Source organism: Pseudomonas sp. NPDC089408, assembly GCF_044749445.1.
Taxonomy (GTDB): domain Bacteria; phylum Pseudomonadota; class Gammaproteobacteria; order Pseudomonadales; family Pseudomonadaceae; genus Aquipseudomonas.
In genome coordinates, this window is the sequence record NZ_JBIVHY010000006.1 from 145,229 (window position 1) to 170,228 (window position 25,000).

Annotated in this window: 23 protein-coding genes, 2 tRNA genes and 1 pseudogene; 11 read left to right on the plus strand and 15 right to left on the minus strand. The window is 62.1% G+C overall.

Annotated features, from left to right (window positions below; translation table 11 throughout):
* Positions 1–115 precede the first annotated feature (115 nt).
* On the minus strand, positions 116–1,483 hold the full coding sequence (locus ACIP02_RS12285; RefSeq protein WP_400617104.1) for an ATP-binding protein: 1,368 nt from the start codon (positions 1,481–1,483) through the stop codon (positions 116–118).
* A 1-nt stretch (position 1,484) separates the two neighbouring features.
* The gene (locus ACIP02_RS12290; protein WP_400616771.1) at positions 1,485–2,207 is read right to left on the minus strand and encodes a response regulator; all 723 of its coding nucleotides are present in this window, start codon (positions 2,205–2,207) and stop codon (positions 1,485–1,487) included.
* A 140-nt stretch (positions 2,208–2,347) separates the two neighbouring features.
* Here ACIP02_RS12290 and ACIP02_RS12295 point away from each other — a divergent pair, with 140 nt between their 5' ends.
* Positions 2,348–4,645, plus strand: coding sequence for a TonB-dependent siderophore receptor (locus tag ACIP02_RS12295; protein ID WP_400616774.1), 2,298 nt, complete (start codon positions 2,348–2,350; stop codon positions 4,643–4,645).
* A 746-nt stretch (positions 4,646–5,391) separates the two neighbouring features.
* On the opposite strand, the gene ACIP02_RS12300 is transcribed toward ACIP02_RS12295, so the two are convergent.
* Both ACIP02_RS12300 and ACIP02_RS12305 read right to left on the minus strand, forming a co-directional pair.
* Positions 5,392–5,467 (minus strand) — tRNA-Thr (locus ACIP02_RS12300).
* A 98-nt stretch (positions 5,468–5,565) separates the two neighbouring features.
* A complete protein-coding gene (locus ACIP02_RS12305; protein ID WP_400616777.1) occupies positions 5,566–5,814 on the minus strand; it encodes a hypothetical protein in 249 nt (82 codons plus the stop codon).
* Between the two features lie 577 nt (positions 5,815–6,391).
* On the opposite strand from ACIP02_RS12305, the pseudogene ACIP02_RS12310 reads away from it, so the two are divergent.
* Positions 6,392–6,568: pseudogene (locus ACIP02_RS12310) on the plus strand (DUF3077 domain-containing protein); the annotation flags it as partial.
* Positions 6,569–6,943: 375 nt separating this feature from the next.
* Here the strand turns inward: ACIP02_RS12310 and ACIP02_RS12315 are convergent.
* From ACIP02_RS12315 to ACIP02_RS12335, 5 genes are all read right to left on the minus strand, one after another.
* Positions 6,944–8,149: a methyltransferase gene (locus tag ACIP02_RS12315; protein ID WP_400616780.1), complete on the minus strand. Its 1,206-nt coding sequence runs from the start codon at positions 8,147–8,149 to the stop codon at positions 6,944–6,946.
* Positions 8,150–8,263: 114 nt separating this feature from the next.
* Positions 8,264–8,953 (minus strand): ABC transporter permease, encoded by a 690-nt coding sequence (locus tag ACIP02_RS12320; RefSeq protein ID WP_400616783.1) that lies wholly within the window; start codon positions 8,951–8,953, stop codon positions 8,264–8,266.
* Positions 8,953–9,645, minus strand: a complete 693-nt coding sequence (locus ACIP02_RS12325) for an ABC transporter permease (protein WP_201203345.1) — start codon at positions 9,643–9,645, stop codon at positions 8,953–8,955. The genes ACIP02_RS12320 and ACIP02_RS12325 overlap by 1 nt, the downstream gene beginning before the upstream one ends.
* A 54-nt stretch (positions 9,646–9,699) precedes the next feature.
* Positions 9,700–10,452 (minus strand): ABC transporter substrate-binding protein, encoded by a 753-nt coding sequence (locus tag ACIP02_RS12330; protein ID WP_400616786.1) that lies wholly within the window; start codon positions 10,450–10,452, stop codon positions 9,700–9,702.
* An 11-nt stretch (positions 10,453–10,463) separates the two neighbouring features.
* On the minus strand, positions 10,464–11,237 hold the full coding sequence (locus ACIP02_RS12335; RefSeq protein ID WP_400616789.1) for an ABC transporter ATP-binding protein: 774 nt from the start codon (positions 11,235–11,237) through the stop codon (positions 10,464–10,466).
* Positions 11,238–11,878: 641 nt separating this feature from the next.
* Between ACIP02_RS12335 and gabP the strand changes: the two genes are divergently transcribed.
* Positions 11,879–13,264 (plus strand): GABA permease, encoded by a 1,386-nt coding sequence (gene gabP, locus ACIP02_RS12340; RefSeq protein WP_400616792.1) that lies wholly within the window; start codon positions 11,879–11,881, stop codon positions 13,262–13,264.
* Positions 13,265–13,447: 183 nt separating this feature from the next.
* On the opposite strand, the gene ACIP02_RS12345 is transcribed toward gabP, so the two are convergent.
* The gene (locus ACIP02_RS12345) at positions 13,448–13,894 is read right to left on the minus strand and encodes a hypothetical protein (RefSeq protein ID WP_400616795.1); all 447 of its coding nucleotides are present in this window, start codon (positions 13,892–13,894) and stop codon (positions 13,448–13,450) included.
* A gap of 110 nt (positions 13,895–14,004) precedes the next feature.
* A complete protein-coding gene (gene ppk2, locus ACIP02_RS12350) occupies positions 14,005–14,976 on the minus strand; it encodes a polyphosphate kinase 2 (RefSeq protein ID WP_400616798.1) in 972 nt (323 codons plus the stop codon).
* Positions 14,977–15,127: 151 nt separating this feature from the next.
* Between ppk2 and ACIP02_RS12355 the strand changes: the two genes are divergently transcribed.
* A complete protein-coding gene (locus ACIP02_RS12355) occupies positions 15,128–15,418 on the plus strand; it encodes a type II toxin-antitoxin system RelE/ParE family toxin (protein ID WP_400616801.1) in 291 nt (96 codons plus the stop codon).
* Between the two features lie 9 nt (positions 15,419–15,427).
* Positions 15,428–15,730, plus strand: coding sequence for an addiction module antidote protein (locus tag ACIP02_RS12360; RefSeq protein WP_400616804.1), 303 nt, complete (start codon positions 15,428–15,430; stop codon positions 15,728–15,730).
* Positions 15,731–15,867: 137 nt separating this feature from the next.
* Here the strand turns inward: ACIP02_RS12360 and ACIP02_RS12365 are convergent.
* The 4 genes from ACIP02_RS12365 to ACIP02_RS12380 form a co-directional block, all read right to left on the minus strand.
* Positions 15,868–15,943: transfer RNA gene (locus tag ACIP02_RS12365), tRNA-Phe, on the minus strand.
* A gap of 90 nt (positions 15,944–16,033) precedes the next feature.
* Complete coding sequence (locus tag ACIP02_RS12370; RefSeq protein ID WP_085676330.1) at positions 16,034–16,306, minus strand: oxidative damage protection protein; 273 nt, start codon at positions 16,304–16,306, stop codon at positions 16,034–16,036.
* Complete coding sequence (gene mutY, locus ACIP02_RS12375) at positions 16,303–17,370, minus strand: A/G-specific adenine glycosylase (protein ID WP_400616808.1); 1,068 nt, start codon at positions 17,368–17,370, stop codon at positions 16,303–16,305. Before mutY ends, ACIP02_RS12370 begins: the two co-directional genes overlap by 4 nt.
* A complete protein-coding gene (locus ACIP02_RS12380) occupies positions 17,367–19,613 on the minus strand; it encodes an AsmA family protein (RefSeq protein WP_400616811.1) in 2,247 nt (748 codons plus the stop codon). Before ACIP02_RS12380 ends, mutY begins: the two co-directional genes overlap by 4 nt.
* Positions 19,614–19,995: 382 nt before the next feature.
* On the opposite strand from ACIP02_RS12380, the gene ACIP02_RS12385 reads away from it, so the two are divergent.
* The 6 genes from ACIP02_RS12385 to hisF all read left to right on the plus strand — a co-directional run bounded on the left by ACIP02_RS12385 (position 19,996) and on the right by hisF (position 25,000).
* Positions 19,996–21,657, plus strand: coding sequence for an OFA family MFS transporter (locus ACIP02_RS12385; RefSeq protein ID WP_400616814.1), 1,662 nt, complete (start codon positions 19,996–19,998; stop codon positions 21,655–21,657).
* Between the two features lie 303 nt (positions 21,658–21,960).
* Positions 21,961–22,554 (plus strand): imidazoleglycerol-phosphate dehydratase HisB, encoded by a 594-nt coding sequence (gene hisB / locus ACIP02_RS12390; protein ID WP_009682881.1) that lies wholly within the window; start codon positions 21,961–21,963, stop codon positions 22,552–22,554.
* Complete coding sequence (hisH, locus tag ACIP02_RS12395) at positions 22,555–23,193, plus strand: imidazole glycerol phosphate synthase subunit HisH (protein ID WP_400616818.1); 639 nt, start codon at positions 22,555–22,557, stop codon at positions 23,191–23,193.
* On the plus strand, positions 23,194–23,454 hold the full coding sequence (locus tag ACIP02_RS12400) for a DUF2164 domain-containing protein (RefSeq protein WP_201202159.1): 261 nt from the start codon (positions 23,194–23,196) through the stop codon (positions 23,452–23,454). It abuts the gene before it with no gap.
* A 27-nt stretch (positions 23,455–23,481) separates the two neighbouring features.
* A complete protein-coding gene (gene hisA / locus ACIP02_RS12405; protein ID WP_060494680.1) occupies positions 23,482–24,219 on the plus strand; it encodes a 1-(5-phosphoribosyl)-5-[(5-phosphoribosylamino)methylideneamino]imidazole-4-carboxamide isomerase in 738 nt (245 codons plus the stop codon).
* 10 nt (positions 24,220–24,229) lie between these two features.
* Entirely contained in the window at positions 24,230–25,000 is a 771-nt protein-coding gene (gene hisF / locus ACIP02_RS12410) for an imidazole glycerol phosphate synthase subunit HisF (RefSeq protein WP_346643162.1), read from the plus strand.

A 25,000-nucleotide genomic window follows, 5' to 3' on the forward strand; every position in this document is an offset into this window, starting at 1 on the left:
GCGGGGAGGGGAAAACCTGGGTAAACGGTAAAAGACTGTTACGTGAATATCTATTTCCAAGCCTTCACAATGCCTTGAAGCCCGCGCGCGGTCCTACAGGGGATCGCGCAAAGGCTTAACGGGGCAGCAATACGCTAACCCGCAAGCCGCCCCCTTCGCGGTTCGTCAGCATCAGTTCACCGCCATGGCTGGTAGCAATCCGCTGGACAATGCTCAACCCCAGCCCATACCCCCCGGACGCCTGGTTGCGCGACCCTTCACCACGCACGAACGGGTCGGTAATGGTCGCCAGCAAACCGGGTGCAATCCCCGGCCCGCGGTCATCGATATGGATGAACACCCCCGTGGTGGCCCGCTCCAGTGTGACCGAAACATCCCTGGCATAGCGCAACGCATTGACCAGCAAGTTCTGCAGGCAGCGTTGCAACAGCAACGCATCGACCCGCAAGCTGCCCGCCTGGCCGTGCACCGGTAATGGCTCTTCGGCGGTGGCCAATTCCGCGCACTGGCGTGCCACCAGCCGGTCCAGGTCTACCTGCTGCAAATTCTGCTGCTCACCTGCGCGCAGGTAATCGAGCACCTGGCCGATCATGTCGTCCATCTGCGTGATGTTCTGCCGCAGGCGCTGGCGGTGCTCGTCGTCGGGCAGGCGCTCCAGGCGCAGGCGCATGCGGGTCAGCGGGGTGCGCAGGTCGTGGGACACGGCGGCGAGGAAGTAGGCCTTGTCGTTGACCATGGCAATCAGCCGCTGCTGCATGGCGTTGAATGCCTGGGCCGCCTGGCGTACTTCCTGCGGGCCATCCAGCGCCAGCGGCGGCTGCTCAAGGTTGCCGCCCAGGCCACGTGCCGCATCGGCCAGGCGCCGCAACGGGCGCAGGCACAGGCGTACGGCAATCAGGCACACCAGCAATACCGCGACAATCCGCAGGGCATACACCCGCAACAGGTAATCACTGATCAGTACCCAAGCCGATTCACCGCTCCAGCCTTGCAGCTCCTGGCCATCGATGGTCAGCCAGTGGCCATCGGCCATCGGCACCGCGAACTGGATATGAGCCTGCGCCGTGCGCAGGCCGAACAGGCTACGCCAGACAATCGGCTGGCCCAGTTCGTCGGTCAGTTGCACCTTTATCAGGCGCACCTCCTGGGCATGCCCCAGTTCGTACTTGAGGGCCTGCTGCAACAGCAATTCAACGCGCCTGCGACCACGACGCTCGTCGTGCTGCGGCGTGGGCAGGCTTTCGGCGCAGCGCAGTTGATAGTGGGCTGGCAGCTGCAGCGTTCCGGCGTGGCAGTCGGCCTGGGCAATCAGCGGTGCACTGCGCGCAGCGATCAGCCGCACCGGGGCTTCGAGCACCTGGGCAAAGCGCACATCGAACCAGATGCTGCTCGACATCAACTGGATCACCAGCGTGCCGCTGACCATGATCAGCAGCAACTGGCCAAACAAGGTGTGCGGCCACAGCCGGCGAAGCCATCGCATCTCAGGCATCGGCCTCGTGGTGGTCGATAGTCAGCAGGTAGCCTTCGTTGCGGATGGTGAGGATTTGCGCGGCGCCTGCGGGTGCGCGGCGCAGGTGTTGGCGCAGGCGGCTGACGCACATGTCCACCGAGCGGTCATCGGGCAGGTGATCGCGGCCGAACGCACTGCGCGTCAGCTGGTCGCGGGAGACCACGCGGTTGTTGGCTTCCAGCAGTTCGCGCAGTACCCGGTAATCGGAGCGCGGCAGGGTCAGGGTCTGGCCATCGGGGCGGGTGAGCAGGCGCTTGATATGTTCCAGGCGAAAGCCTGCGAACAGCTGCGCATCGACCGCCACGGGTTCTGCGGTGGGGGTATCCAGGCGCTGCGGGCGGCGCAGCACGGCCTTGATCCGGGCAATTAGCTCGCGTGGCTCGAAGGGCTTGGCCAAGTAGTCGTCGGCACCCACTTCCAGGCCGATGATGCGGTCCAGCGTGCTGCCCTTGGCCGACAACATGATCACCGCCAGCCCGGGGGTGGCCTGCAACTGGCGACACAGGCTCAGGCCGTCCTCGCCAGGCAGCATCAGGTCGAGCACCACCAGCTCCACCTTGTGCCGGGCCAGTTGCTCACGCATCTGCTCCCCGTCGGCGGCGGCCAGCACGTTGTAGCCGGCGTCTGCCAGGTAATCACAAAGAAGTTCGCGGATCTCGTCGTCATCGTCGACGACCAGCAGGGTCGTGCTCATGCGGAAAAACACCTGTCGGGTGAGGGCCGGTGGCGCTCATTACGTTCAATTACATCCCCGTACATGTGGGGTCTGGAGCCGGGAGGGCCGATCCCTAGAATCCTAACAAAAAATCAACTGCAAATACGAAGCCTTCCCAAATGAACTTCACCAGTACCTCGAACACGTCCACCTATGTCACCCGAGGCGGTAGCCGCCTCAAGCCACTCGCCTTCTGCGTTGCGGTCGCCATCAGTGGCGGTGCCATGGCGGCAGACAGCAAGCCGCTGGAGCTTGATGCCACGCAGATCGAAGACAGCGCCTTGCTGTCTGCTGACGATACCGGCCAGATCGGCTACACCGTCGAAAGCACCCGCAGTTCCACCGGCCTGAACCTGACCCCGCGGCAGACGCCGCAGTCGGTCACCACCATCACCCGCCAACAGATGGAAGACCGCGGCATCCACACCATCGAGCAGGCGCTGGAAACCACGCCGGGTGTTACCGCCAACAAGTCCGAGGTGGGCGGGCGTACCGACTACCGTGCCCGTGGCTACTCGATCAGCAACTGGAAGGTCGATGGCCTGCAGACCCAAGGCGGTTCCGACTTCAGCGGCAGCGGCAACGCGCTGAACATGGACCTGTACGAGCGCATCGACATCGTGCGTGGTGCCAACGGCCTGCTGGGCGGCACCGGCGACCCCTCGGCCACCGTCAACCTGATCCGCAAGGCACCGACCAAAACCTTCGGTGGCAGTGCCTACGCCACCTATGGCAGCTGGGACAAGCGCCGCCTGGGCGCTGACCTGAACTTGCCGCTGTCCGAAGATGGCCGCCTGCGCTCGCGCTTCGTGATGACCCAGCAGGACGCCAACTCGTTCCGCGACAACCAGTCCGAGCGTTCCCGCGCCGCGCTGGCCAATTTCCAGTTCGACCTGGACGACGCCACCACTCTCGGTGCCGGCTACCAGTACGAATACAACAAGGTGGTCGGTGGCGGTTGGGGTGCGAATATCCCGCTGTGGTACCGCGACGGCAGCAAGACCGACCTGCCACGCAGCACCAACGTGGTGCCCAGCTGGAGCTTCGGCGAGTACACCACCCGTACCGCCTTCGGCTCGCTGGAGCACCGCTTCGACAACGACTGGACGCTGGACCTGAAAGCGTCCCAGGCCACCACCGAAGCCCTCAACCACCGTGGCTTGGCCAAGGTCAACTCGGCAGGGCGCGGTACCTATGGCGGCTATTGGGACCAGGACGGCAGCGGCGCGGTGCTGAACGGCCTGCACAGCTCCAGCGACACCACCCAGCAGTCGGCGCAGATCGACCTGTCCGGCCCGTTCCAGCTGTTCGGCCGCACCCACCAGGCGATGGTCGGCTACAACGACAGCCGCACCGTGGGCTGGTCGCCGCAATACACCTGCACCATGGTTGGCGACGGCATGGCCAGCGCGCCCGCACTGGGCTGCCAGTTCCGCGCCAACAACGGCTTCCCGGTCAGCAACTGGCACAATGGCGTGGATGACGACTACGACATCATCGCCTCACGTACCGGCCTGCACAGCAAGACCACCACCCGCCTGCAGGGCATGTATGCCGCCACTCGCCTGAGCATTACCGACCCGTTGTCGGTGATTGTCGGCGTGCGCACCAGCAATTATTCGTCGGTTACCCGCAGCGTGGCCGGTGAGCGCAGCAGCCAGGAAGAGAACGGCATTGTCACCCCGTACCTGGGTGCGGTGTACGACCTCAACGACAACTACTCGCTGTACGCCAGCTACACCGATATCTTCACCCCGCAAACGTCGGAAACCGTGAGCGGCAGCAAGGTAGAGCCGATTCGTGGGCAAAGTTACGAGACCGGGGTCAAGGGCGAGTGGTTCGACGGCCGCCTGAACGCCTCGGCGGCGTACTTCCGCACCAAGCAGGAAAACAAGGCCGTGCTCGATGGCGACCTGACCACGCCAACCGGTGCCAGCGCCTACAAGGCAGGTTCCGGCGTGGAAACCGACGGTATCGACCTGGAAGTCGCCGGCGCCTTGACCCCTAACTGGAACGTATACGCCGGCTACACCTACCTGCACTTCCGCCGCATCGACAGCGACGGCCGCAGCGACCCGTCGCACCTGTTCAAGGCCTCGACCACCTACCGCCTTAGCGGCCCGCTCGACCGCCTGACCGTAGGTGCCGGCGTGACGGCGCAAAGCAACATCCGCGCGATTTCCAGCCCGGCAGGCCAGCCCACCAACGGCGTGAGCAACGGTGCTACTGACGTGAACTGGTCCGGTTATGCCATCTGGAATGCCATGGCCAAGTACCAGGTAACCGATGACGTCAGCGTCACCCTTAACGCCAACAACCTGTTCGACAAGCACTACTACACCCAGTACGGGTTCTATGCCGGTGGCATCTACGGCGATCCGCGTAACCTGTCGTTGACGGTGAGCACCGCGTTTTGACCTGACACTGCCAAGTGTAGGAGCGGGTTTACCCGCGAAGCACCACCAGAATATTCGGCTTGACCGACATCAGCTTTCCTAATGATGGAATCTCAATTTGCCACACGCTCTGGTTTATTGTTTTTCAGTTTCGTGTAGCCGCTCGGCAAATAATGCTCATCCACGAAATGCCGGGTTTGAAGCTAACCGGCTCACCAGGTCATGATCATCCGGCGCTCTTCGAGGAACTCGGCCTTGTGGGTATAAGTGGCCCGCACGTTGTTGCGTTCCTTGTGACTCATCTGCCGTTCGAGGTCTTCCTTGGGATTGCTGGGGCTGCTGCGCAGCCCATCGCAGGCAAGCCAGCTCCTATACCGACCGCATCGACCTTGGGCTTTGTACAGTTCCTGTGGGAGATCACTTAGGCCTTCAGGCTGCACTGTCGGGCAGAGAACAAAGCCAGCAAGCTTGTAGCAGACCTTGTGGGAGCGGGTTCACCCGCGAATGCGGCGGTAATTTCAGCATCGCATTCGCGGTTAAACCCGCTCCCACAGGTCCCTGCTAAATCAATGAGTCATATGTTGTTCTTCGGGAGCTGGCTTGCCGGCGATGAGGCCAGAGTAGGCACCACATGACAGCCGGCCCCGCACCGATCACGTTGGTTTTGATATGTTTGCTCAAGCACGAGCCAGGTGGGGTCGAGGGTGATTTGCAATGCCGAAAACAAAAAAGGCCCACCTTTCGGTGAGCCTTTTGAGTACTGCGTATGGTGCCGGCACCAGGAATCGAACCCGGGACCTACTGATTACAAGTCAGTTGCTCTACCATCTGAGCTATACCGGCAATGGGGCGTCATTATAGCGATCGTTTGGCGCCTGTAAACCACTTCGTTGCGAATGTTCGCAAAAGAGCTAAGTCACCGGCCCAAAAGAAGAATTTTCTTACCAGCCGCGGTGGAGGGTGTTGACGTTTGGCTCGCTTTTGCCCGGGTTGAAAATCAGCTTGTCGTTGTCGCAGCCGCGCTTGCGGCACGGGGTTTCGGTGCGCAGGGGCAGACCGTTGTCGCCGCCCAGTTGCATGCCGGGGTGGTTCCAGCCGAGGTTGCTGCTGGGGTGGGGCGCTGGGTGGCTGGCGCAGGCGGTCAGGGCCAGGGCGAAGGTCAGCAGGGCGAGGGGCTTGGCTTGGGTCACGGTGTGGGTCCAGTGTCGAATCTGGCGCAACGCCAGAAGGTCGCAGGGCTGGTAGGCAGCGCGCGACTCGCTTTTTAATGATTTGGGGGGTGGATGATACACCGTTGCGGGGGCTGGGCATTAGCCTTGTGTTGGCTGGTGGGGCCTCTTCGCGGGTGAACCCGCTCCTACATGGGCCTCTACAGGCTGAAATTTGTGTGGGCGCTGTGGGAGCGGGTTTACCCGCGAAGGGGCCGACAGCCGTACGAAGATTCTGAACCTGGGGGCTGAAAGCTTCAGGGTTTGGACGCTTCGGAAGTATCCTACGCGCGCCGCCGAAGTATCGCTGTTGTCGGGGAAGTGGCTCACGGATAACGTTTTCGGGTCGCTCTGGCGACCGGGTGTGAGAACCCTTCTTTGAATAAGCGCTACCACTCAATGGTGGTCGTACGCGGGCAGGCTTCGGCCTGGCCGGGCTTCCTTGTTCACTCGGTTTCTCACCCTGCGTACGGCTGCCACCCTAAATCCGTGAGAAAGATTTCTGGCAGCCCCATTCTCTGAATAAGGTTTTGCCATGGAAAAAGATATTCCCTAACCCATCATCACCGCAGGCGTGGAAACCTTCCTCGCCGCCGGCAATCCATCCCTCAATCTGCTGCGCGTAGAGCCCGGTGTCCCGGTCGATGCTGCCTATGAGCATGTCTCGATCCTGATGGGCTATATCAAGCACCTGGTACGCGAGGGGGATATGGAAGATGACCATAAATTCCTCGGTCAAGGGCAAGGCGCACTGACGCGGTCCTTGTAGGAGCGGCCTTGTGTCGCGATGGGACGCGCAGCGGCCCCTGGTTTTGGCGTTTTGGCAGAAATTGCCGGGGCTGCTTTGCAGCCCTTTCGCGACGCAAGGCCGCTCCTACAATGATCGTGAAAGGGCCCCTTGCGCCCACCACAATAAATGTTTATGCACAAGTAGCATTGACGTCTTGCGCGAAAGGCATGCCGGATCGCTACGCCGCTGGTCTTTGCGCAAACGCCTGTTTTTACTGGGCTTGACCCACGAGCAGGAATAAGCCAGGCGTTTGAAATAGCGCTTGGCACCAACAGATAATCACAAGCTTGTTCACAGAGTTATCCACAGGTTGTGCTGCGGCTAACGGTCGCGTTCGGCAAGGATTAGCAGGTTGCGTGGGGTCAATGGATAGTCGCAAAACAACCCCAGCTGAACGTCGTAGCCTTGTTCTTCGAGGAACAGGGCGCGATCGAGTACCAGCCATAGCTCCAGTGGCCGACGGAACAGGTTGCGCACGCGCTCCAGGTTGCGTACCTCGGCCAGGCGTTGCCTGCCGGCAGCTTCCAGTGCTGCCCAGTCCGGGTTACCGCGCAGTGGAAGCTGTTTCAGTTCAGCCAGGTCGCGGCAGTATTGCTCGAAGGGCTTTTCCAGCCAAGCCACCGGCAGCGACGGGGTCGGCAGGTATTCGTCAGTCTGGCGCTGCTGGCGTTGTAGCAGGTCAAAGCCCAGGCGGCGGGCCATCGAGGTGTCGCGCTGGCGCCGCACGCGGGCGCCGGCGGTGACGGTTTCGCTCAGGGGCAGGCCAAGGTCGTCCAGTGACAATTGCAGGCCTGATGCCTGCGCTGCTGTGGATAACGGCTGGTAGTGCTGTGCCGCGATGCGGTTGTAGCAGCAGGGCGCCACGGCCAGTTGTCGGCAACCTTGCTGGCTGGCCAGTTGCATCAGGCGCACATGCAGGTCGCCACAGGCATGCAGGGCGACCACGCTCTTTTCGCCGTCCAGGTGACGGGCGCTGTCGCTGGCCATCACATCCTGATGTACGTGCTGCGCTGGCAGGTGGTGGTGGGCGCTCAGGGCCTGGCCGGCGTTGACCAGTTCGGCGTCGTATTCCAGGCAGGTCAGCTGTTGGCCGGGTTGCAGCAGGCGGCGGCCGAGGTGGCCTTTGCCGGAACACCAGTCCAGCCAGTGACGGGGCTTGTCGTGGAAGGCCAAGTGGCTGGCGAAGGCTTCGATCTGCTGCCATTTGCGGCCGGGGACGGCGACGTCAAGGCGGTGGGCAGCGGGCGGCAGGTCGGTTGCCGGGAGGTTGCCGAGGGCGGATAGCTGGTGGGCTTGCTGGGCCAGGTGTGGGAACGGGGCGGGCAAGGGGGTAGCTGTGTGCTCGGCTTCGGCGTCTGCCAGGGAGCAGTGGCGCAGGTGGGCGGCCAGCTCGGGGTGGGTGGTTTCCCAGGGTAGCTGCAGGGTGGTGAAGGGGCGGGGTTTCCACAGTTGCTGGTGCTCGATCAGGAATTGGTCGAGGGCCTGGAAGCGGGGGGTTAGGTGGGGGCTGTGGAGGTGGCTGGACATGGGGGAGATGTGTGGTGGGTTTCAGGGCCTCTTCGCGGGTGAACCCGCCCCTACAACGGTTCTGCATCGGCCTGTTGTAGGAGCGGGTTTACCCGCGAAGAAGGCTAGGAGATGTCAGCGCCCTTGGCAGGCATCCACCCGCAACCAGCGCTCCAGCAGCTTGAAGCCTTGCACCAGCAGGAACGAGATCACCAGGTAGAACACCCCGGCAGCGAAGAAGATTTCCACCGGCAGGTAGGTGCGGGCAATGATGGTACGGGCCATGCCGGTCAGTTCCAGCAGGGTCACGGTACTGGCCAGGGCGCTGGCCTTGAGCATCAGGATCACTTCGTTGCTGTACGCCGGCAGGCCGATGCGCGCAGCGCGTGGCAGCATGATGTAGAACAGCGCCTTGCCACGCGACATGCCGAGCGCTCGTGCGGCTTCAATCTCACCCTTGGGAATGGACTGCAGCGCACCACGCAGGATCTCGGCGATGTACGCGGCGGTGTGCAGGGTCATGGTCAGCACCGTGCACCAGAACGGATCGCGCAGGTACGGCCACAGCGCGCTGGCGCGCACCGCATCGAATTGCGCCAGGCCGTAGTAGACCAGAAACAGCTGCACCAGCAGCGGCGTGCCACGGAAGAAGAAGATGTAGCTGAACGGCACTGCGCGCACGTACCAGTGGCGCGAGGAGCGGGCGATACCCAGCGGGATGGCCAGGATCAACCCGGCAACCACGGCAATGGCCACCAGCTCCAGGGTCAGCACCGCGCCCTCGGCCAAGCGTGGCAGCCATTTGAAGATGACTTCCCAATTCATTATTCGGCCCTCGCAAAGCCGCGAGCGGCGCGTTTTTCCATGAAGTGCATGCCGGTCATGGCGATAACGGTCAGGCTCAGGTAGATGCAAGCCGCAACCATGTAGAAGGTGAACGGCTCTTTGGTCACGGTCACGCCGATTTGCGAGTGACGCATGATTTCTTCCAGGCCGATCACCGACACCAGCGCGGTGTCCTTCATCAGGATCATGAACAGGTTGCCAAGGCCGGGCAGGGCGATGCGCCACATTTGCGGCAGGATGATCCGCGACAGTATGCGGCCCTTGGACAGGCCCAGCGCCAGGCCGGCCTCACGGTGGCCCTTCGGGATCGCCAGAATGGCACCCCGGAACACTTCGGTGGCGTAGGCGCCAAAGCACAGGCCCAGGGCGATTACGCCTGCGGCAAAGGCGCTGAGTTCCAGGCCCGGCATGTTCAGGGCTTCGCCCAGGCTGTTCATCAGCCCGACGGTGCCGAAATAGATAAGCAGAACCCACAGCAGCTCGGGCACGCCGCGAACCAGGGTCGAGTAGAAGCCGCCAAGCCATTGCAGCGGCTTGATCGGGGAGGTCTTGGCCAAGGCGCCAAGCAGGCCCAAAACCAGGCCCAGCAGCAAGGCGCAAAGCGCCAGTTTTACGGTCATCAGGGTGCCGGCCATCATGGCCGGACCGAATCCGTGCAGGTCGATATTCATGGGCAGGTCATTCTAGGGACTTGCGCGCCGCAGGGGCGCGCAGGTCAGGGCGGATCATTCGATGCTGAACGGGAAGTACTTGTCGTTGATCTTCTTGTACGTACCGTCGGCCTTGATTTCTGCCAGGGCTTTGTTCAGCTCGTCGCGCAGCTTGGTGTCACCCTTGCGCACGGCGATGCCGATCTTGTCGCTGTCCATCACCGACTCGCCCTTGAACTCGAAGTTCGAGCCGTCTTTGCTCTTCAGCCACTCGTACTGCACGTACTTGTCGGCCAGAATGCCGTCGATGCGGCCGGAGACCAGGTCGAGGTAGGCGTTTTCCTGGGTGTCGTACAGCTTGATGTCAACGCCCGGGAAGTTGTCTTCAAGGTAGGTGCCGGCCAGGGTGGCGCGCTGGGTGCCGATAACCTTGCCTTTCAGCGAGGCCTTGTCGGTCTTGAAGTCGACGTTCTTCGGAGCAATGAATTGCAGCTTGTTCGAGTAGTACGGCTCGGTGAAGTCGACCGCCTGTTTGCGCTCGTCGGTGATCGACAGCGACGACACCAGGAAGTCGAACTTCTTGGCGTTCAGTGCCGGGATGATGCCGTCCCAGTCGGAGGTGACGACCGAGCACTCGACTTTCATCTTGGCGCACAGGGCGTCGCCGATGTCTTTGTCGAAACCAACCACGTTACCGCTGGCATCCTTGTTGTTGAACGGTGGGTAGGCGGCTTCGATGCCCATGCGCAGTTTTTCTGCGGCCATGGCGTTTGCCGACATTACCAGCGTGGCAGCAGCTGCCAGGAGGAACTTCTTGTAAGTGTGCATGTATTGCTCCGTTAGCGGTGGCTGGACATGAATTGCTTGCAACGCGCCGAGGTCGGGCTTTCAAAGACCTGTTGCGGCGATCCCTGCTCTTCGACCAGGCCCTGGTGCAGGAAGACCACTTCGCTGGACACATGGCGGGCAAAGTTCATCTCGTGCGTTACCAGCAGCATGGTACGGCCTTCGTCGGCCAGTGCGCGGATAACGTTAAGCACTTCCTGGACCATTTCCGGGTCGAGTGCCGAAGTCGGCTCGTCGAACAGGATCACCTTGGGTTTCATGGCCAGGGTACGGGCAATGGCGGCGCGCTGTTGCTGGCCACCGGAAAGCTGGGCGGGGTAGCTGTGGCGCTTGTCGTAGATGCCGACCTTGTTCAGCAGCGCTTCGGCGGCTTCGATGGCCTCGGCCTTGCTTTGGCCGAGCACGCGGCGTGGCGCCTCGATGATGTTGTCGAGGATCGACATGTGCGGCCACAGGTTGAAGTTCTGAAAGACAAAGCCGATTTCACTGCGCAGGCGATTGATCTGGCGGTTGTCGGCGGCGATCAGGTCGCCGTTTTTGGCGGCCTTGAGCTTGAGGGCTTCGCCGGCCACCAGGATTTCGCCCTGGTGCGGGTTCTCGAGCAGGTTGATGCAGCGCAGCAGGGTGGACTTGCCGGAGCCGGACGACCCCAGGATGGAGATCACGTCACCGTCGCGAGCGGTCAGCGAAATACCCTTGAGAATTTCCTGCTCGCCGTAGCGTTTGTGCAGATTGCGGATTTCCAGCGCGGGCGTGGCCTGAGCCATGTGCGGTCCTCATGTGTTCGGGTGCGTTCCCAGCTGTTGGCGGCCTTCCTGGCGTGCGCCAAGCTAGCATAGCGGCATTATGACGGCCAACAGGGACGCCGGGGACTCTGGGCGCTGGTGGGGCAGTTTGTCGCATCGCTACAGCGTAACGTCGCGCGGATGTCCGCGAAGGTCTCGCCCAGCACCAGAGCCTTGATGAAAAAAGGCGCGATGGTGCCAGCTTTGGCCGGCTCATGGAAGCGGTTTTAGACCATTCGCGGCCCAAACCTGACCTAAAAGCCAAGCGCCCACGTAGGTGCGGGTGCACCCGCGAAGGCCCCAATGCGTATTCAGGGTTGCACCCAAGGGTTTTACTTTTCTGCATTGCACAGGTGCACAGGTGTTACCGGGGAGCACCTTTGGTGCATTTGTAAGTGAGTATTTCAGTAATCCGATGTTTTGGCGGCCTTTCGGTCACCGCTTGGCCGAAAGCCCTCCAAGCCGCATGCTAAAAGGCCCGCAGAATTTTCTGACGAATGCATTCAGCACATGGCGCGTTAATTGCCAGAAGGAAACCGCCGATTGCAGCGACGCCTAGTCCAACCCCTGGCGCGCTTTGTTCCCGCAGTCGGCGTGGTCCACTCCTTACAAAGGTAGTTTCAATGAGCGGTAACAATTCCAATGACCTCGCTCAGGGGCTCAAACAACGGCATGTAACCATGCTGTCCATCGCTGGTGTCATCGGTGCCGGCCTGTTCGTAGGCTCCGGCCACGCCATCGCAGCGGCCGGCCCGGCCGTGCTGATGGCTTACGCCGCTGCCGGTACGCTGGTCGTGCTGGTAATGCGCATGCTGGGTGAAATGGCGGTCGCTTCGCCGGACACCGGTTCTTTCTCTACGTATGCCGACCGCGCCATCGGGCGCTGGGCCGGTTTCACCATTGGCTGGCTGTACTGGTGGTTCTGGGTGCTGGTGATTCCGCTTGAGGCCAACGCGGCTGCGGCCATCCTGCATGCCTGGTTCCCTGCGGTTGACCTGTGGGCCTTCTCCCTCATCATTACCCTGGCGCTGACCCTGACCAACCTGTGCAGCGTGAAGAACTACGGTGAGTTCGAGTTCTGGTTTGCCTTGCTCAAGGTGCTGGCGATCATCGGCTTCATCGCCGTGGGTTGCGCGGCCATGTTTGGCTTTGTACCGAGCAGCCAGGTAAGCGGTGCCAGCCACCTGTTCGATACCCAGGGCTTCATGCCTAATGGCCTGGGCGCAGTACTGGCGGCCATGTTGACCACCATGTTCTCGTTCATGGGTACTGAAATTGTCACCATCGCCGCCGCCGAGTCCAAGGACCCGGGCAAGCAGATCAGCCGTGCTACCAACTCGGTGATCTGGCGTATCTGCCTGTTCTACCTGGTGTCGATCTTCCTGGTCGTGGCCCTGGTGCCGTGGAACGACCCGGCGCTGGCTGAAACCGGCTCCTACCAGACTGTGCTTAGCCGCATCGGCGTGCCGAATGCCAAGCTGATCGTCGACATTGTCGTGCTGATCGCCGTGACCAGCTGCCTGAACTCGGCGCTGTACACCTCTTCGCGCATGCTGTTCTCGCTGAGCAAGCGTGGCGACGCGCCGGCCATTGCCCAGCGCACCACCAAGGCGGCGACCCCGCATGTGGCGGTACTGTTGTCCACTGCAGCGGCGTTCCTGTGCGTATTCGCCAACTTCGTGGCACCGGCGCAGGTGTTCGAGTTCCTGCTGGCCAGCTCGGGTGCCATTGCCCTGCTGGTGTACCTGGTGATTGCCATTTCGCAGCTGCGCATGCGTGCCCAGCGTGAAGCCCGTGGCGAGAAGATTACCTTCAAGATGTGGCTGTTCCCGGGCCTGACCTGGGCGACCATTGCCTTCATCGTTGCCATTTTGGTGGTGATGGCGCTGCGTGAGGACCACCGTGCCGAGATCATCGCGACGGCACTGCTGAGCATTGGCGTGGTGGCGGCTGGGTTGCTGGTGCATCGCAAGCGTGAAGCTGCCGGGCGGGTGGCGTTGGATAACTGATCTGCGCTGGCTGTAATGAAAAGGCCGCGTCCTGAGAAGGGGCGCGGCCTTTTTTGTTGCCTGTGCTGGCCCTTTCGCGGGTGAACCCGCTCCTACAACGGGCATCGCACGTCCGTGGCCTGCGGCGGCCTGTGTAGGAGCGGGTTCACCCGCGAATAGGCCAGAACAGGTTACTTGGCCCTATTAGCCAAACTGCTTCTGTTGCTGCTGCTGCTTGGCCACCGCCTCAGAGGCCGCCACGTAGGCTGCCTGGAACTCATCGCTCTCCAGCCAGGCCATGGTCGCCTCTTCGTCCGCGCCATCCAGCCACTTACGGTAGGCATTGAACACCAGCACGATGTAGTCGGTGGCGTGTTCTTCCTTGTGCCCCTTGAGCACCAGGGCCAGCAGCGGGTCGACCAGGAATACCGAGATCATCGGCACCAGGCCACCGCTTTCCTGGGCTTCCTTCATCTTGTTGAACATCGCGTCGTAGCTGCCCGACTCCATGGCCTTGTTGTACACCTGCTCGACACTGGCGCTGTCACCGGCACTGGCCTTGACTGCCTGGCCGCTGCGTACCATGCGGTTCTGCTTGGCCTTGGTGGCGGCGCGTTTGGCGCGTTTCTGTTGCTTGGTAGAGGTGGCCATGGGGGAATCCTGGGGTGTGCTTGAAAAGTGCGCGTATTGAAACGCAGTTGCCCAGAAAACCCAAGTGTCGCGCAAAGGGGGCTGCAAAGCAGCCCCGGCAATCTAACTGGCTAACCTACCGGCTCATCCTCCTCGAACTCCCGCGATGCTCGCCCGACCAGCAGCGCATCCGGCGCATGCGCTACGCTGTGGTCCTTGCCCGGGTAATCCAGCTGATGCAAAAAATGCCGGATGCAGTTGATCCGCGCACGCTTCTTGTCATCGGACTTGATCACCGTCCACGGCGCATCGGCGGTGTCGGTATGGAAGAACATCGCTTCCTTGGCGCCGGTGTAATCGTCCCACTTGTCCAGCGACTTGATGTCGATGGGCGACAGTTTCCAGTGCTTGAGCGGGTCGTCGCGGCGAGAGATGAAGCGGCGCAGCTGCTCTTCGCGGTTCACCGAGAACCAGTACTTGAACAGCAGAATGCCGCTGTTGCACAGCATGCGCTCAAGGTCCGGGGCCTGGCGCATGAACTCCAGGTACTGCAGCGGCGTACAGAAATCCATCACCTTCTCGACCCCGGCGCGGTTGTACCAGGAACGGTCGAAGAAGACCATTTCCCCCGCTGTGGGCAGGTGCTGGATGTAGCGCTGGAAATACCACTGGCCCTGTTCCTGCTCGGAAGGCTTCTCCAGGGCAACGATGCGCGCACCGCGAGGGTTGAGGTGCTCCATGAAGCGCTTGATGGTACCGCCCTTGCCTGCAGCATCGCGCCCTTCGAACAGGACCACGATGCGCTGGCCGGTTTCCTTCACCCAGCTCTGCACCTTCAACAACTCGATCTGCAGTTCATGCTTGGCCTTCTCGTATTCCTGGCGGCGCAAGCGGGTGCGGTACGGGTAGCTGGCCGGCAGTCGCGCCCTTGTGCTGTCTTCGTTGCTGCCCCTGGGGGCGGTGGCCACTTCCAGGGCCGCAGGCTGCAGGCTGATGCTGGTGATCGTCGGCTCCGGCTTGCGCTGGCGTGGGCGGCGTGTGCGGGCCGGGGTGATAGCGGGTTCGCTGGGGGCGGGGAGCAGGAGGGGGGATTCTTCGCTCATGGCGGGCCTTGTTAAGTCGATTTGGATATCCATCCACCACCTTAAGATCCGGCGAGTGCTGGCCATTTGATGCTGGTCAACTGCGTACCCATAAACAGTTTGAAACAGCTACAAATGGGCTGTAGTGTGAACTGAGGTTTACATTTTTCCCATGCATACTTTAATTCAAACCGAAACCTATCGAAGGTGGTTCGCTGCTTTGCGGGGTTCGCGGGCGAAAGCCCGCATCAACGTCCGGTTGCGTCGAGTTGAGCTTGGGGTGATGGGGGACTGTAAGCCGGTTGCTGAAGGGGTGTCCGAGTTGCGGATCGACTATGGTCCGGGCTATCGGGTGTACTTCGTTCAGCGAGGTTATGAAGTGATCATCCTCCTGGCGGGTGGCGATAAAGCTAGCCAGGCCAGGGATATCAAATCCGCTCTCAAGCTGGCTCGCGACCTCTAGGAGGCCTTCGTGGCAAATATCAAACTGACCAAATGGGACGCTGTAGACCATTTGAAGACGGAAGAGGACATGGCTTTGTATCTTGAAGCCTGTCTGGAAGAAAACGACCCAACGTTGCTCGCAGCTGCCTTGGGCGATATCGCTCGTGCCCGTGGCATGGCTCAATTGGCACGCGATACTGGGCTTACACGGGAAGGCTTGTACAAGGCGCTGTCTGCTGAAGGTAACCCCAGCCTGGCGACCATTATGAAAGTTATGGCGGCGCTTGGGGTGAGGCTGCATGCCGAGGTGCTGCCGCGCACTGCGGGATAAGGGCTGCTATTGGGTTGGGCAGCAAAAATGCTTGGCTGCCAACCCTTGAGCAAAAATTACAGACAACAAAAAACCCGCACTAGGCGGGTTTCTTGTTGTCGCTTCGGGTAACTTTGCAACCACCAGAAGCTTGAAGGTGGTGCCCAGAGACGGAGTCGAACCGCCGACACGAGGATTTTCAATCCTCTGCTCTACCGACTGAGCTATCTGGGCGACGAGGTGAATTAAATAGATTTTCTGACGGCCCGTCAACGACTTTTTGAAAAAATTTTAAATTAATTCCGTCGCTTACGATTCGTGGGGTCATTCCGAGGGTGGAACGTAGCCTTCCGCCTGGGCGTATTCCTCGCCAGCGAAAAACTTGTCCATCTCGCCCTGGAGGAACTTGCGGTCTTCGCCGTTCATCATGTTCAGGCGCTTTTCGTTGATTAACATGGTCTGGTGTTTCTTCCAGTCTTCCCAGGCTTTCTCCGAGATGTGGTCGAAGATGTCCTGGCCCTTGGCGCCGGGGTAGGGCGGGCGTTCCAGGCCTGGCAGTTCTTCTTTGTACTTGCGGCACATCACGGTGCGGGTCATCGGGCTTCTCCTGCAATCAGTTCGTCGGCCGCGCGTTTAAGCAGCTTTTTCACCGGGGCGGCAAGGCCCAGGCGCGGCGGGGTGGCGAGGTTATACCAGAGCCAGTCGGCCTCGGCCACGTGCTCACCGAGCGCATCGACGCGCACCAGCCAGGGCTCGATCGCCAGCTGGAAGTGGCTGAAGGTGTGGGTCAGGCCGTCCATGGCGTGGCTGCCAGCCAGGCGCAGGCCGTGCTGGTAGGCCAGGTCGTCGAGCTGGTCGATGTCTTCCAGTTCCGGCAGGCTCCACAAGCCGCCCCACAGGCCGCTGGAAGGGCGTCGGTAAAGCAGGATGGCGCCTTCGTGGTTGGCCAGTAGCGGCATCAGCGTGCGCCGTTGTGGCAGCGCCTTGCGTGGTTTTGGCTCGGGGTAGCGGGTTTCTTCGCCGTGCAGGTGGGCTTCGCAGCCACGCTGCAGCGGGCAGATCAGGCAGCTGGGCTTGCTGCGCGTGCACAGCGTGGCGCCCATGTCCATCATCGCCTGGGTGTAGTGGTTGGCACGCTGCTGTGGGGTAAAGCGCTCGGCCGTGGCCCACAGCTGGTTGGCCACCTTGGGCTCGCCGGGGTAGCCGCCCTGGGCACTGTAGCGGGCCAGCACGCGCTTGACGTTACCGTCGAGGATCGGCGCGCGGATGCCCATGCTGATACTGGCGATAGCGCCGGCCGTGGAGCGGCCAATGCCGGGCAGCTCGGTGAGCTGCTCGACACTGCGCGGGAACTCGCCGCCATGTTGCTCGACAACGATCTTCGCGGCCTTTTGCAGGTTGCGTGCACGGGTGTAGTAGCCAAGGCCTGTCCACAGGTGCAGCACTTCGTCCTCCGGCGCTTCGGCCAGGGCCTGCACGGTTGGCAGGGCCTGCATGAAGCGGTCGAAGTAGTTCAGCACGGTGCTGACCTGGGTCTGCTGCAACATGATTTCCGACACCCACACCCGGTACGGGGTGATGCCCTGTTGCCAGGGCAGGTCGTGCCGGCCGTGTTCGTCATACCAATCCAGCACAGCGCTGGAGAACTGCTCGGGGCTCATCGCTTGAACAGCCCCTTGAGCGCGTCTTTCAATTCCGGGCTCACTTTGTCTCCGAGTTTTTCATCGAGCTTTTCGTCGATCTTGTCTTTCAGGCGGTTGCCGGCCAGTTTGGCCGCCACCTTGCCCAAGCCATTCTGGTCCAGGCGGCAGGCCTTGGCGCCAAGTTCCAGCGGGCCGCGGCAGCGCAGCGGCACTTCAACGCCCACATAGCGTTCATTGACCTGGCAGGCCGGGTCCGGCATGGCACGCTGGTCGCCTTCGACGATCACGCCCACGTTGTAGTCCATACCCAGCACGCGCAGGTCAAGGTCGCCATGGCCGTTGACGGTCAGGCCCGGGATGCGTGCCTTGAGGTCCGGGTTGCTGGCAACACCATTGCGCACCACCAGGCTGCCGCGCAGTTCCCGGAAGGGGGTGTCCTTGCCACGTGGTTCGCCGCTCAGGGTCTTGCGATTGAGCGTGGCGATGGCCTGGCACAGTTGTTGTTCCAGGTTGGCATTGACCAGCACGCCATCGTTGATAGTGAAGTTTGCACTGCCGTTGAGCGTGTCGACCAGTGCCTTCTGGCTGTTGCCGGTGGCGGTCAGATCACTGGTCAGGGTCAGCAGGCCCTTGACCGGTGGTGCCTGGTCCTTGCCCTCGGTCTTGATGAAGTGCTCAACCGGCACCCGCTGGATGTTGGTATTTACCCCCAGTTGCGGCACGGCAGGGCGCACATCGACCGTGCCCTTGGCTTCGAAGGTGCCGTTGTATAAGCCGCCGCGCAGGGTCTGCAGGGTCAGCAGGCCGCCTTGGCTGATGGCTTTGAGCTGGGCATCGACGATGGGCAGTTTATCGAGGGTCAGCGAGCCGAAGGCCAGTTCGGCCTGCAGGTCGAGGGCGCGCAGGCGGTCGACCGGCAGCAGCTTGTCGTCGCTCCAGGCCACCTGGGTCGGCGCATTGGGCAGCGGCGAGCTGCCAGCACCGGCCACCGCGCTGGCTTCCTGTTGCTTGACCTCGGCCTGGCGCGCAGCGGTGGCGCCCTTGGCTTGCTCGCTCTTGGCCGGCAGGTAGCGGTCGGCGTCGAAGGTGTCGCCTTTAAGCTGCAGGCGCAGGGCCTGTTTGGCGAAATCTTCGACGGCCACGCGGCCACTGAAGGTGCTGTCGTCCAGCTTCACGGCCAGGTCTTCCAGGGCCAGGCTGCTGGGTGTGCCCTGCAGGCGGGTAACCAGCTCCAGCTTGGCAAAGGCCGCTGGGTCGTTGGTGGCCGGCAGCGGGTGGCCGATGCTGTCGAGGAAGGTGCGCAGGTTGAACTGGGCGATGGACAGGCCGCCGCTCAACTGCGGTGCCTTGTCCAGGTCACGCAGGTTCAGTTCACCGAGCGCGCGCAGCTGGTTGGCCGAGACTTTCAGGCCGCTCCACGAGGCAACATTGGCGGCCAGGTCGACCAGCAACTGGCCCTGGGCGGCGAAGGTCACGGTCTTGCCGCCGGTAGGCTCACCCGAGGTTTCGCCCGACAGGCGCATGTCTTCGAAGTTGTAGCGCTTGAGCTTGCGGTCGAAGCGCAGTTCGCCGGCCAGCTCGGTGCGGGCCTTGATGTTTGGCTGGCTGGCACTGATGAACGCACTGGCCTTGAGCGGGATGTTCGCGCCTTCATGGACTGGCCCGGTGCTCAGCTGGATGCTTTCGGCGCTGTAGCTCTGGCCGGTCTTGGCATCGGTGTACTGCACCCGGGCGTTGTTCACGGTCAGGCTGTCGATGTCCAGCTTGACGGCACGGTCGTTGCCATCGGCAGTCGCTGGCTTCTGCTCGGCAGGCGCCTGGGCCGGTGCGTCGGTGGCTGCGCCGTTTTCCGCGGGCAGTGGCTTGCCGATGTCTTCCCAGTTGCCATGGCCCTGTTCGTCGCGCACCAGGGTCAGGTTCAGGCCTTCGACGCGCACATCGCTCATCTGCACTTCGCGGCGCAGCAATGGCAGTACCCGTACCGACAGGCCCAGCATCTGCAGGTCAGCGAACGGCTCTTTGGGTTTGGCCAAGGTGGCGATGCTGGCTTCGTGCAGCTCCAGGCCCAGCCACGGGAACAGGCTCCAGCCGATGTCACCGTTGAGGGTCAGTTCGACGTGCGCCTTGTCGCGTGCCAGCTGGCGAATCTCGTCTTTGTAGTCGTTGGGATCGAAGAGGTGGGTCAGGGCGAAGCCCAGCGCCACGATGATCAGCAGCAACCCGAGAAGCCCCAGTCCCAGGATTTTGCCGAACGCTTTCATGGGCGAGTCCTTGTAGTCCGATTTGAAATTCAAGCGGCTGAGTATAGCGCCGCCGTGTATGTCCCTGCGTATTCGACAAGAGAAGCAGGACATTTCCTATGCTTGCAGCAGATGGTACGGCTTTCGACAGCCATGATTTTGCTTGTTCCGAATGTTTTGCCTGTGCCGGCCTCTTCGCGGGTGAACCCGCTCCCACAGGGGCCCACTGTCTTCCAGGCCTGAGGAGTACCTGCGTGGGTTTACCCGCGAAGAGACCAGTACAGACGACAGGACCGTTTCAGCCGAGCAAAAATGAACGATATCAGATTGCTTTCATGTCACTTGAAGCTGCTACCCTTGCGCCGCTTTGCCTGCCCCCACCCTATAAGAAAGGATCAAATCCATGAGCAGTACCGTCGCGACGGGTACCTTGGCCAGTGCGCCAGGCTTCCTGTCGAAGGAGCGCATCATCGCCCGCCCGGGCTTTAACCGCTGGCTGGTCCCGCCAGCGGCCCTGGCCATTCACCTGTGCATCGGCATGGCCTATGGCTTCTCGGTGTTCTGGCTGCCTTTGTCGCAAGCCCTCGGTATTACCGCCCCCGTCGCTTGCGCTGCGGACATGGGCTTCATGGCTCGCATGTTCAGCGCCGAGTGCGACTGGCCGATCTCGATGCTGAGCTGGATTTACACCTTGTTCTTCGTCTTCCTCGGTTGTTCGGCGGCCGTGTTGGGCGGCTGGCTGGAACACGCCGGGCCGCGCAAGGCCGGCCTGGTCTCGGCACTGTGCTGGTGTGGCGGCATGCTGATTTCGGCCATTGGCGTTAAAACCCACCAGCTGTGGCTGATGTGGCTGGGTTCCGGGGTCATCGGCGGTATCGGCCTGGGCCTGGGCTATATCTCGCCCGTGTCGACCCTGATCAAGTGGTTCCCGGACAAGCGCGGCATGGCCACCGGCATGGCGATCATGGGCTTTGGCGGCGGGGCCATGGTTGGCGCACCGCTGGCCACCGCGCTGATGGGGCATTTTGGCAACGAGCACGAAGTGGGGGTGTGGCAGAGCTTCGTCGCCATGGCGGCAATCTACTTCGTATTCATGACCGCTGGCGCCCTGGCCTATCGCGTGCCGCCGACCGGCTGGAAGCCTGAAGGCTGGACCGCCCCGCTGAAGAAAGCCGGCAACACAATGGTTACCGACCGCCACGTGCACGTCAGCGTGGCCTGGAAAACCCCACAGTTCGCGCTGATCTGGCTGGTGCTGTGCCTGAACGTGTCGGCCGGTATCGGCATTCTCGGCATGGCCTCGCCGCTGCTGCAGGAAGTGTTCGCCGGCAAGCTGCTGGGTAACGAACTGACCTTCAGCCAACTGAACACTGCCCAGCTGGCGCAGATTGCCGCGATCGCCGCCGGTTTCACTGGCCTGCTGAGCCTGTTCAACATTGGCGGGCGGTTCTTCTGGGCGTCGTTCTCCGACTATATCGGCCGCAAAAACACCTACTTCGCCTTCTTCGCCCTGGGCGTGGGCTTGTACAGCCTGGTGCCGAACATGGGCCACCTGGGCAATGTGGCGCTGTTCGTGGCGGCGTTCTGCATCATTCTGTCGATGTATGGCGGTGGCTTTGCCACGGTGCCGGCGTACCTGGCCGACCTGTTCGGCACGCAGATGGTCGGTGCCATTCATGGTCGCTTGCTGACTGCCTGGGCGGCGGCGGGGGTACTGGGGCCGGTGCTGATCACCTACCTGCGTGAGTCTCAACTGGCGGCGGGCGTGGAGCGTGCGGCGGCGTACGACATGACCTTGTACATCCTCGCCGGGCTGCTGGTGCTGGGCTTTATCTGCAACATGCTGGTGCGGCCGGTTGCCGATAAACACTTCATGAGCGATGCCGAGCTGGCGGCTGAGCGAGCTTTGAGCCATGACAAGGGTGCCGATGGGGCGCGCTCGCTGGAGTGGAAAGCGGCGCCAGGCAGCCTGCCGCTGGTGCTGCTGGCCTGGGCGGTGGTGGTTGTGCCGTTGGCCTGGGGGGTGTGGATTACCCTGCAGAAGACGGCGGTGCTGTTCCATTGATGTGTGATACAGCAAGGCCCTAGCGTTCACGCGATCAGTTGTAGGAGCGGCCTTGTGTCGCGATGGGCTGCGCAGCAGCCCCCAGGGGTTCAGCGTGTACGTATGGACCCTGGGGCTGCTGCGCAGCCCTTCGCGACGCAAGGCCGCTCCTACAAAGAGCCCCCATTACGCAGTTGTATAGACCTGTAGCAGCATCCAGCCCCCGTAGTTCCTCGCTTTGCCATATGTCATCCGCGTTTCAAGCTGGCGCGTTCTGGGCCTATAATGGAGCCCTTTTCGCCCAATGATTTTGCGGAGCTGGTGATGGTCGAACGTAAGGCTTCCGTCGAGCGCAATACCCTGGAAACCCAGGTCAAGTGCTCGATCAACCTCGATGGCAGTGGCAAGGCCCGATTCGATATCGGTGTGCCTTTTCTTGAACACATGCTGGACCAGATCGCCCGCCATGGGCTGATCGATCTGGATATCGAGTGCAAGGGTGACACGCATATCGACGATCACCATACCGTCGAAGACGTCGGTATCACCCTGGGCATGGCATTCGCCCAGGCCATCGGTGACAAGAAAGGCATCTTCCGCTACGGCCACGCCTACGTGCCGTTGGACGAAGCGCTGTCGCGCGTGGTCATCGACTTTTCCGGCCGCCCGGGCCTGCAGATGCATGTGCCGTACACCCGTGCCAGCGTCGGCGGCTTCGATGTCGACCTGTTCCAGGAGTTCTTCCAGGGCTTCGTCAACCACGCCCTGGTGACCCTGCACATCGACAACCTGCGTGGCCACAACACCCACCACCAGATCGAAACCGTGTTCAAGGCTTTCGGCCGCGCGCTGCGCATGGCTGTCACCCTCGACGAGCGCATGGCCGGCCAGATGCCGTCCACCAAAGGGTGCCTGTAAATGCAGACGGTAGCCGTAATCGACTATGGCATGGGCAACCTGCACTCGGTGGCCAAGGCGCTTGAGCACGTAGGTGCCGGTAAAGTGCTGGTCACCAGCGATGCCGCGGTCATTCGCGAAGCTGACCGCGTGGTGTTCCCGGGCGTAGGCGCGATTCGTGACTGCATGGCTGAAATCCGCCGCCTGGGCTTCGACAGCCTGGTACGTGAAGTCAGCCAGGACCGCCCGTTCCTCGGCATCTGCGTAGGTATGCAGGCGCTGCTGGAGCACAGCGAGGAAAACACCGGCGTCGACTGCATCGGCCTGTTCCCCGGCCAGGTGCGCTTCTTCGGCAAAGACCTGCAAGAAGGCGGCGAGCACCTTAAGGTGCCTCACATGGGCTGGAACGAAGTCAGCCAGGCCATCGACCACCCGCTGTGGCACGACATCCCTGACCGCGCACGCTTCTACTTCGTGCACAGCTACTACATCAATGCCGGCAAGCCGGGCCAGGTGGTCGGCCGCGGCCACTACGGCGTCGATTTCGCCGCCGCGCTGGCCGATGGCTCGCGCTTTGCCGTGCAGTTCCACCCGGAGAAGAGCCATACCCATGGCCTGCAGCTGCTGCAGAACTTCGTCGCCTGGGACGGGCGCTGGTAAATGAGCAAGTCAAAGACCAAGGCCCCGGTCCTTACCCTGGCCCCCGAGCAGGAGCGTGACGCGTTGCACACGCTCAAGCGCTTTCTCGAAGACCGTTTCGAGCTGGAGCTGGGTTCGTTCGAGGTGGCCGAGGTCCTGGAGCTGTTCAGCAAAGAAATTGCACCCCTTTACTACAACAGGGCGATTGCCGATGTTCAGCTGCACCTCAAGGAGCGGTTCGAGAGCATCGAAAGCGATCTGTGGGCGCTCGAGAAGCCCTGAAACCCCAAGAACAGACAGGTTCCCAAGATGCTGATTATCCCCGCTATCGATCTGAAGGACGGCGCGTGCGTGCGCCTGCGCCAGGGCCGCATGGAAGACTCCACGGTATTTTCCGACGACCCGGTGAGCATGGCCGCCAAGTGGGTCGAGGGTGGCTGCCGCCGCCTGCACCTGGTCGACCTCAACGGCGCCTTCGAAGGCCAGCCGGTCAACGGTGAGGTGGTCACCGCCATCGCCAAACGCTACCCCACCCTGCCGATCCAGATCGGCGGTGGCATCCGCTCGCTGGAAACCATCGAGCACTATGTCAAGGCTGGCGTCAGCTACGTGATCATCGGCACCAAGGCGGTCAAGCAGCCAGAGTTCGTCGCCGAAGCGTGCAAGGCCTTCCCGGGCAAGGTCATCGTTGGCCTGGACGCCAAGGACGGCTTCGTTGCCACCGACGGTTGGGCCGAAGTCAGCTCGGTGCAGGTCATCGACCTGGCCAAGCGGTTCGAGGCCGATGGCGTCTCGGCGATCGTCTACACCGACATCGCCAAGGACGGCATGATGCAAGGCTGCAACGTGCCCTTCACCAAAGCCCTGGCCGAAGCCACGCGCATTCCGGTAATTGCCTCGGGTGGTATCCACAACTTGGGTGACATCAAGGCCCTGCTGGACGCCAAGGCCCCGGGCATCGTTGGCGCCATCACCGGCCGTGCCATCTACGAAGGCACCCTCGATGTCGCCGAGGCCCAGGCCTTCTGCGACAACTACCAAGGCTGAGGACTGAACCATGGCACTGGCCAAGCGCATCATCCCTTGCCTGGACGTGGACAACGGCCGGGTGGTCAAGGGCGTCAAGTTCGAAAACATCCGTGATGCCGGCGACCCGGTGGAAATCGCCCGTCGCTACGACGAGCAAGGTGCCGACGAAATCACCTTCCTCGACATCACCGCCAGCGTCGATGGCCGCGACACCACCCTGCATACCGTCGAGCGCATGGCCAGCCAGGTGTTCATCCCGCTGACCGTGGGCGGTGGTGTGCGCACCGTGCAGGACATCCGCAACCTGCTCAATGCCGGTGCCGACAAGGTCTCGATCAACACGGCGGCGGTGTTCAACCCGGAGTTCGTGGGTGAGGCGGCGGACCGTTTCGGTTCGCAGTGCATCGTTGTTGCCATCGACGCCAAGAAGGTGTCTGGCCCGGGTGAAGAACCGCGCTGGGAAATTTTCACCCACGGTGGGCGCAAGCCGACCGGGCTGGATGCCGTGCAGTGGGCGAAGAAGATGGAAGGCCTGGGGGCTGGCGAGATCCTGCTGACCAGCATGGACCAGGACGGCATGAAGAACGGCTTCGACCTGGGGGTTACCCGCGCCATCAGTGATGCGCTGGGGATTCCGGTGATTGCCTCGGGGGGTGTGGGTAACCTGCAGCACCTGGCTGACGGCATTCTGGAAGGGCATGCCAGCGCGGTGCTGGCGGCCAGTATTTTCCACTTTGGCGAGTACACGGTGCCGGAGGCCAAGGCTTACATGGCTTCGCGCGGGATTGTTGTTCGCTGA

What these genes read in the sequence shown, in the direction of transcription:
- ACIP02_RS12285 (WP_400617104.1), bottom strand. Translation starts at nt 1,483, where the DNA reads ATGCGATGGCTTCGCCGGCTGTGGCCGCACACCTTGTTTGGCCAGTTG.
- ACIP02_RS12290 (WP_400616771.1), bottom strand. Translation starts at nt 2,207, where the DNA reads ATGAGCACGACCCTGCTGGTCGTCGACGATGACGACGAGATCCGCGAA.
- ACIP02_RS12295 (WP_400616774.1), top strand. Translation starts at nt 2,348, where the DNA reads ATGAACTTCACCAGTACCTCGAACACGTCCACCTATGTCACCCGAGGC.
- ACIP02_RS12315 (WP_400616780.1), bottom strand. Translation starts at nt 8,149, where the DNA reads ATGTCCAGCCACCTCCACAGCCCCCACCTAACCCCCCGCTTCCAGGCC.
- ACIP02_RS12320 (WP_400616783.1), bottom strand. Translation starts at nt 8,953, where the DNA reads ATGAATTGGGAAGTCATCTTCAAATGGCTGCCACGCTTGGCCGAGGGC.
- ACIP02_RS12325 (WP_201203345.1), bottom strand. Translation starts at nt 9,645, where the DNA reads ATGAATATCGACCTGCACGGATTCGGTCCGGCCATGATGGCCGGCACC.
- ACIP02_RS12330 (WP_400616786.1), bottom strand. Translation starts at nt 10,452, where the DNA reads ATGCACACTTACAAGAAGTTCCTCCTGGCAGCTGCTGCCACGCTGGTA.
- ACIP02_RS12335 (WP_400616789.1), bottom strand. Translation starts at nt 11,237, where the DNA reads ATGGCTCAGGCCACGCCCGCGCTGGAAATCCGCAATCTGCACAAACGC.
- gabP (WP_400616792.1), top strand. Translation starts at nt 11,879, where the DNA reads ATGAGCGGTAACAATTCCAATGACCTCGCTCAGGGGCTCAAACAACGG.
- ACIP02_RS12345 (WP_400616795.1), bottom strand. Translation starts at nt 13,894, where the DNA reads ATGGCCACCTCTACCAAGCAACAGAAACGCGCCAAACGCGCCGCCACC.
- ppk2 (WP_400616798.1), bottom strand. Translation starts at nt 14,976, where the DNA reads ATGAGCGAAGAATCCCCCCTCCTGCTCCCCGCCCCCAGCGAACCCGCT.
- ACIP02_RS12355 (WP_400616801.1), top strand. Translation starts at nt 15,128, where the DNA reads ATGCATACTTTAATTCAAACCGAAACCTATCGAAGGTGGTTCGCTGCT.
- ACIP02_RS12370 (WP_085676330.1), bottom strand. Translation starts at nt 16,306, where the DNA reads ATGACCCGCACCGTGATGTGCCGCAAGTACAAAGAAGAACTGCCAGGC.
- mutY (WP_400616808.1), bottom strand. Translation starts at nt 17,370, where the DNA reads ATGAGCCCCGAGCAGTTCTCCAGCGCTGTGCTGGATTGGTATGACGAA.
- ACIP02_RS12380 (WP_400616811.1), bottom strand. Translation starts at nt 19,613, where the DNA reads ATGAAAGCGTTCGGCAAAATCCTGGGACTGGGGCTTCTCGGGTTGCTG.
- ACIP02_RS12385 (WP_400616814.1), top strand. Translation starts at nt 19,996, where the DNA reads ATGAGCAGTACCGTCGCGACGGGTACCTTGGCCAGTGCGCCAGGCTTC.
- hisB (WP_009682881.1), top strand. Translation starts at nt 21,961, where the DNA reads ATGGTCGAACGTAAGGCTTCCGTCGAGCGCAATACCCTGGAAACCCAG.
- hisH (WP_400616818.1), top strand. Translation starts at nt 22,555, where the DNA reads ATGCAGACGGTAGCCGTAATCGACTATGGCATGGGCAACCTGCACTCG.
- ACIP02_RS12400 (WP_201202159.1), top strand. Translation starts at nt 23,194, where the DNA reads ATGAGCAAGTCAAAGACCAAGGCCCCGGTCCTTACCCTGGCCCCCGAG.
- hisA (WP_060494680.1), top strand. Translation starts at nt 23,482, where the DNA reads ATGCTGATTATCCCCGCTATCGATCTGAAGGACGGCGCGTGCGTGCGC.
- hisF (WP_346643162.1), top strand. Translation starts at nt 24,230, where the DNA reads ATGGCACTGGCCAAGCGCATCATCCCTTGCCTGGACGTGGACAACGGC.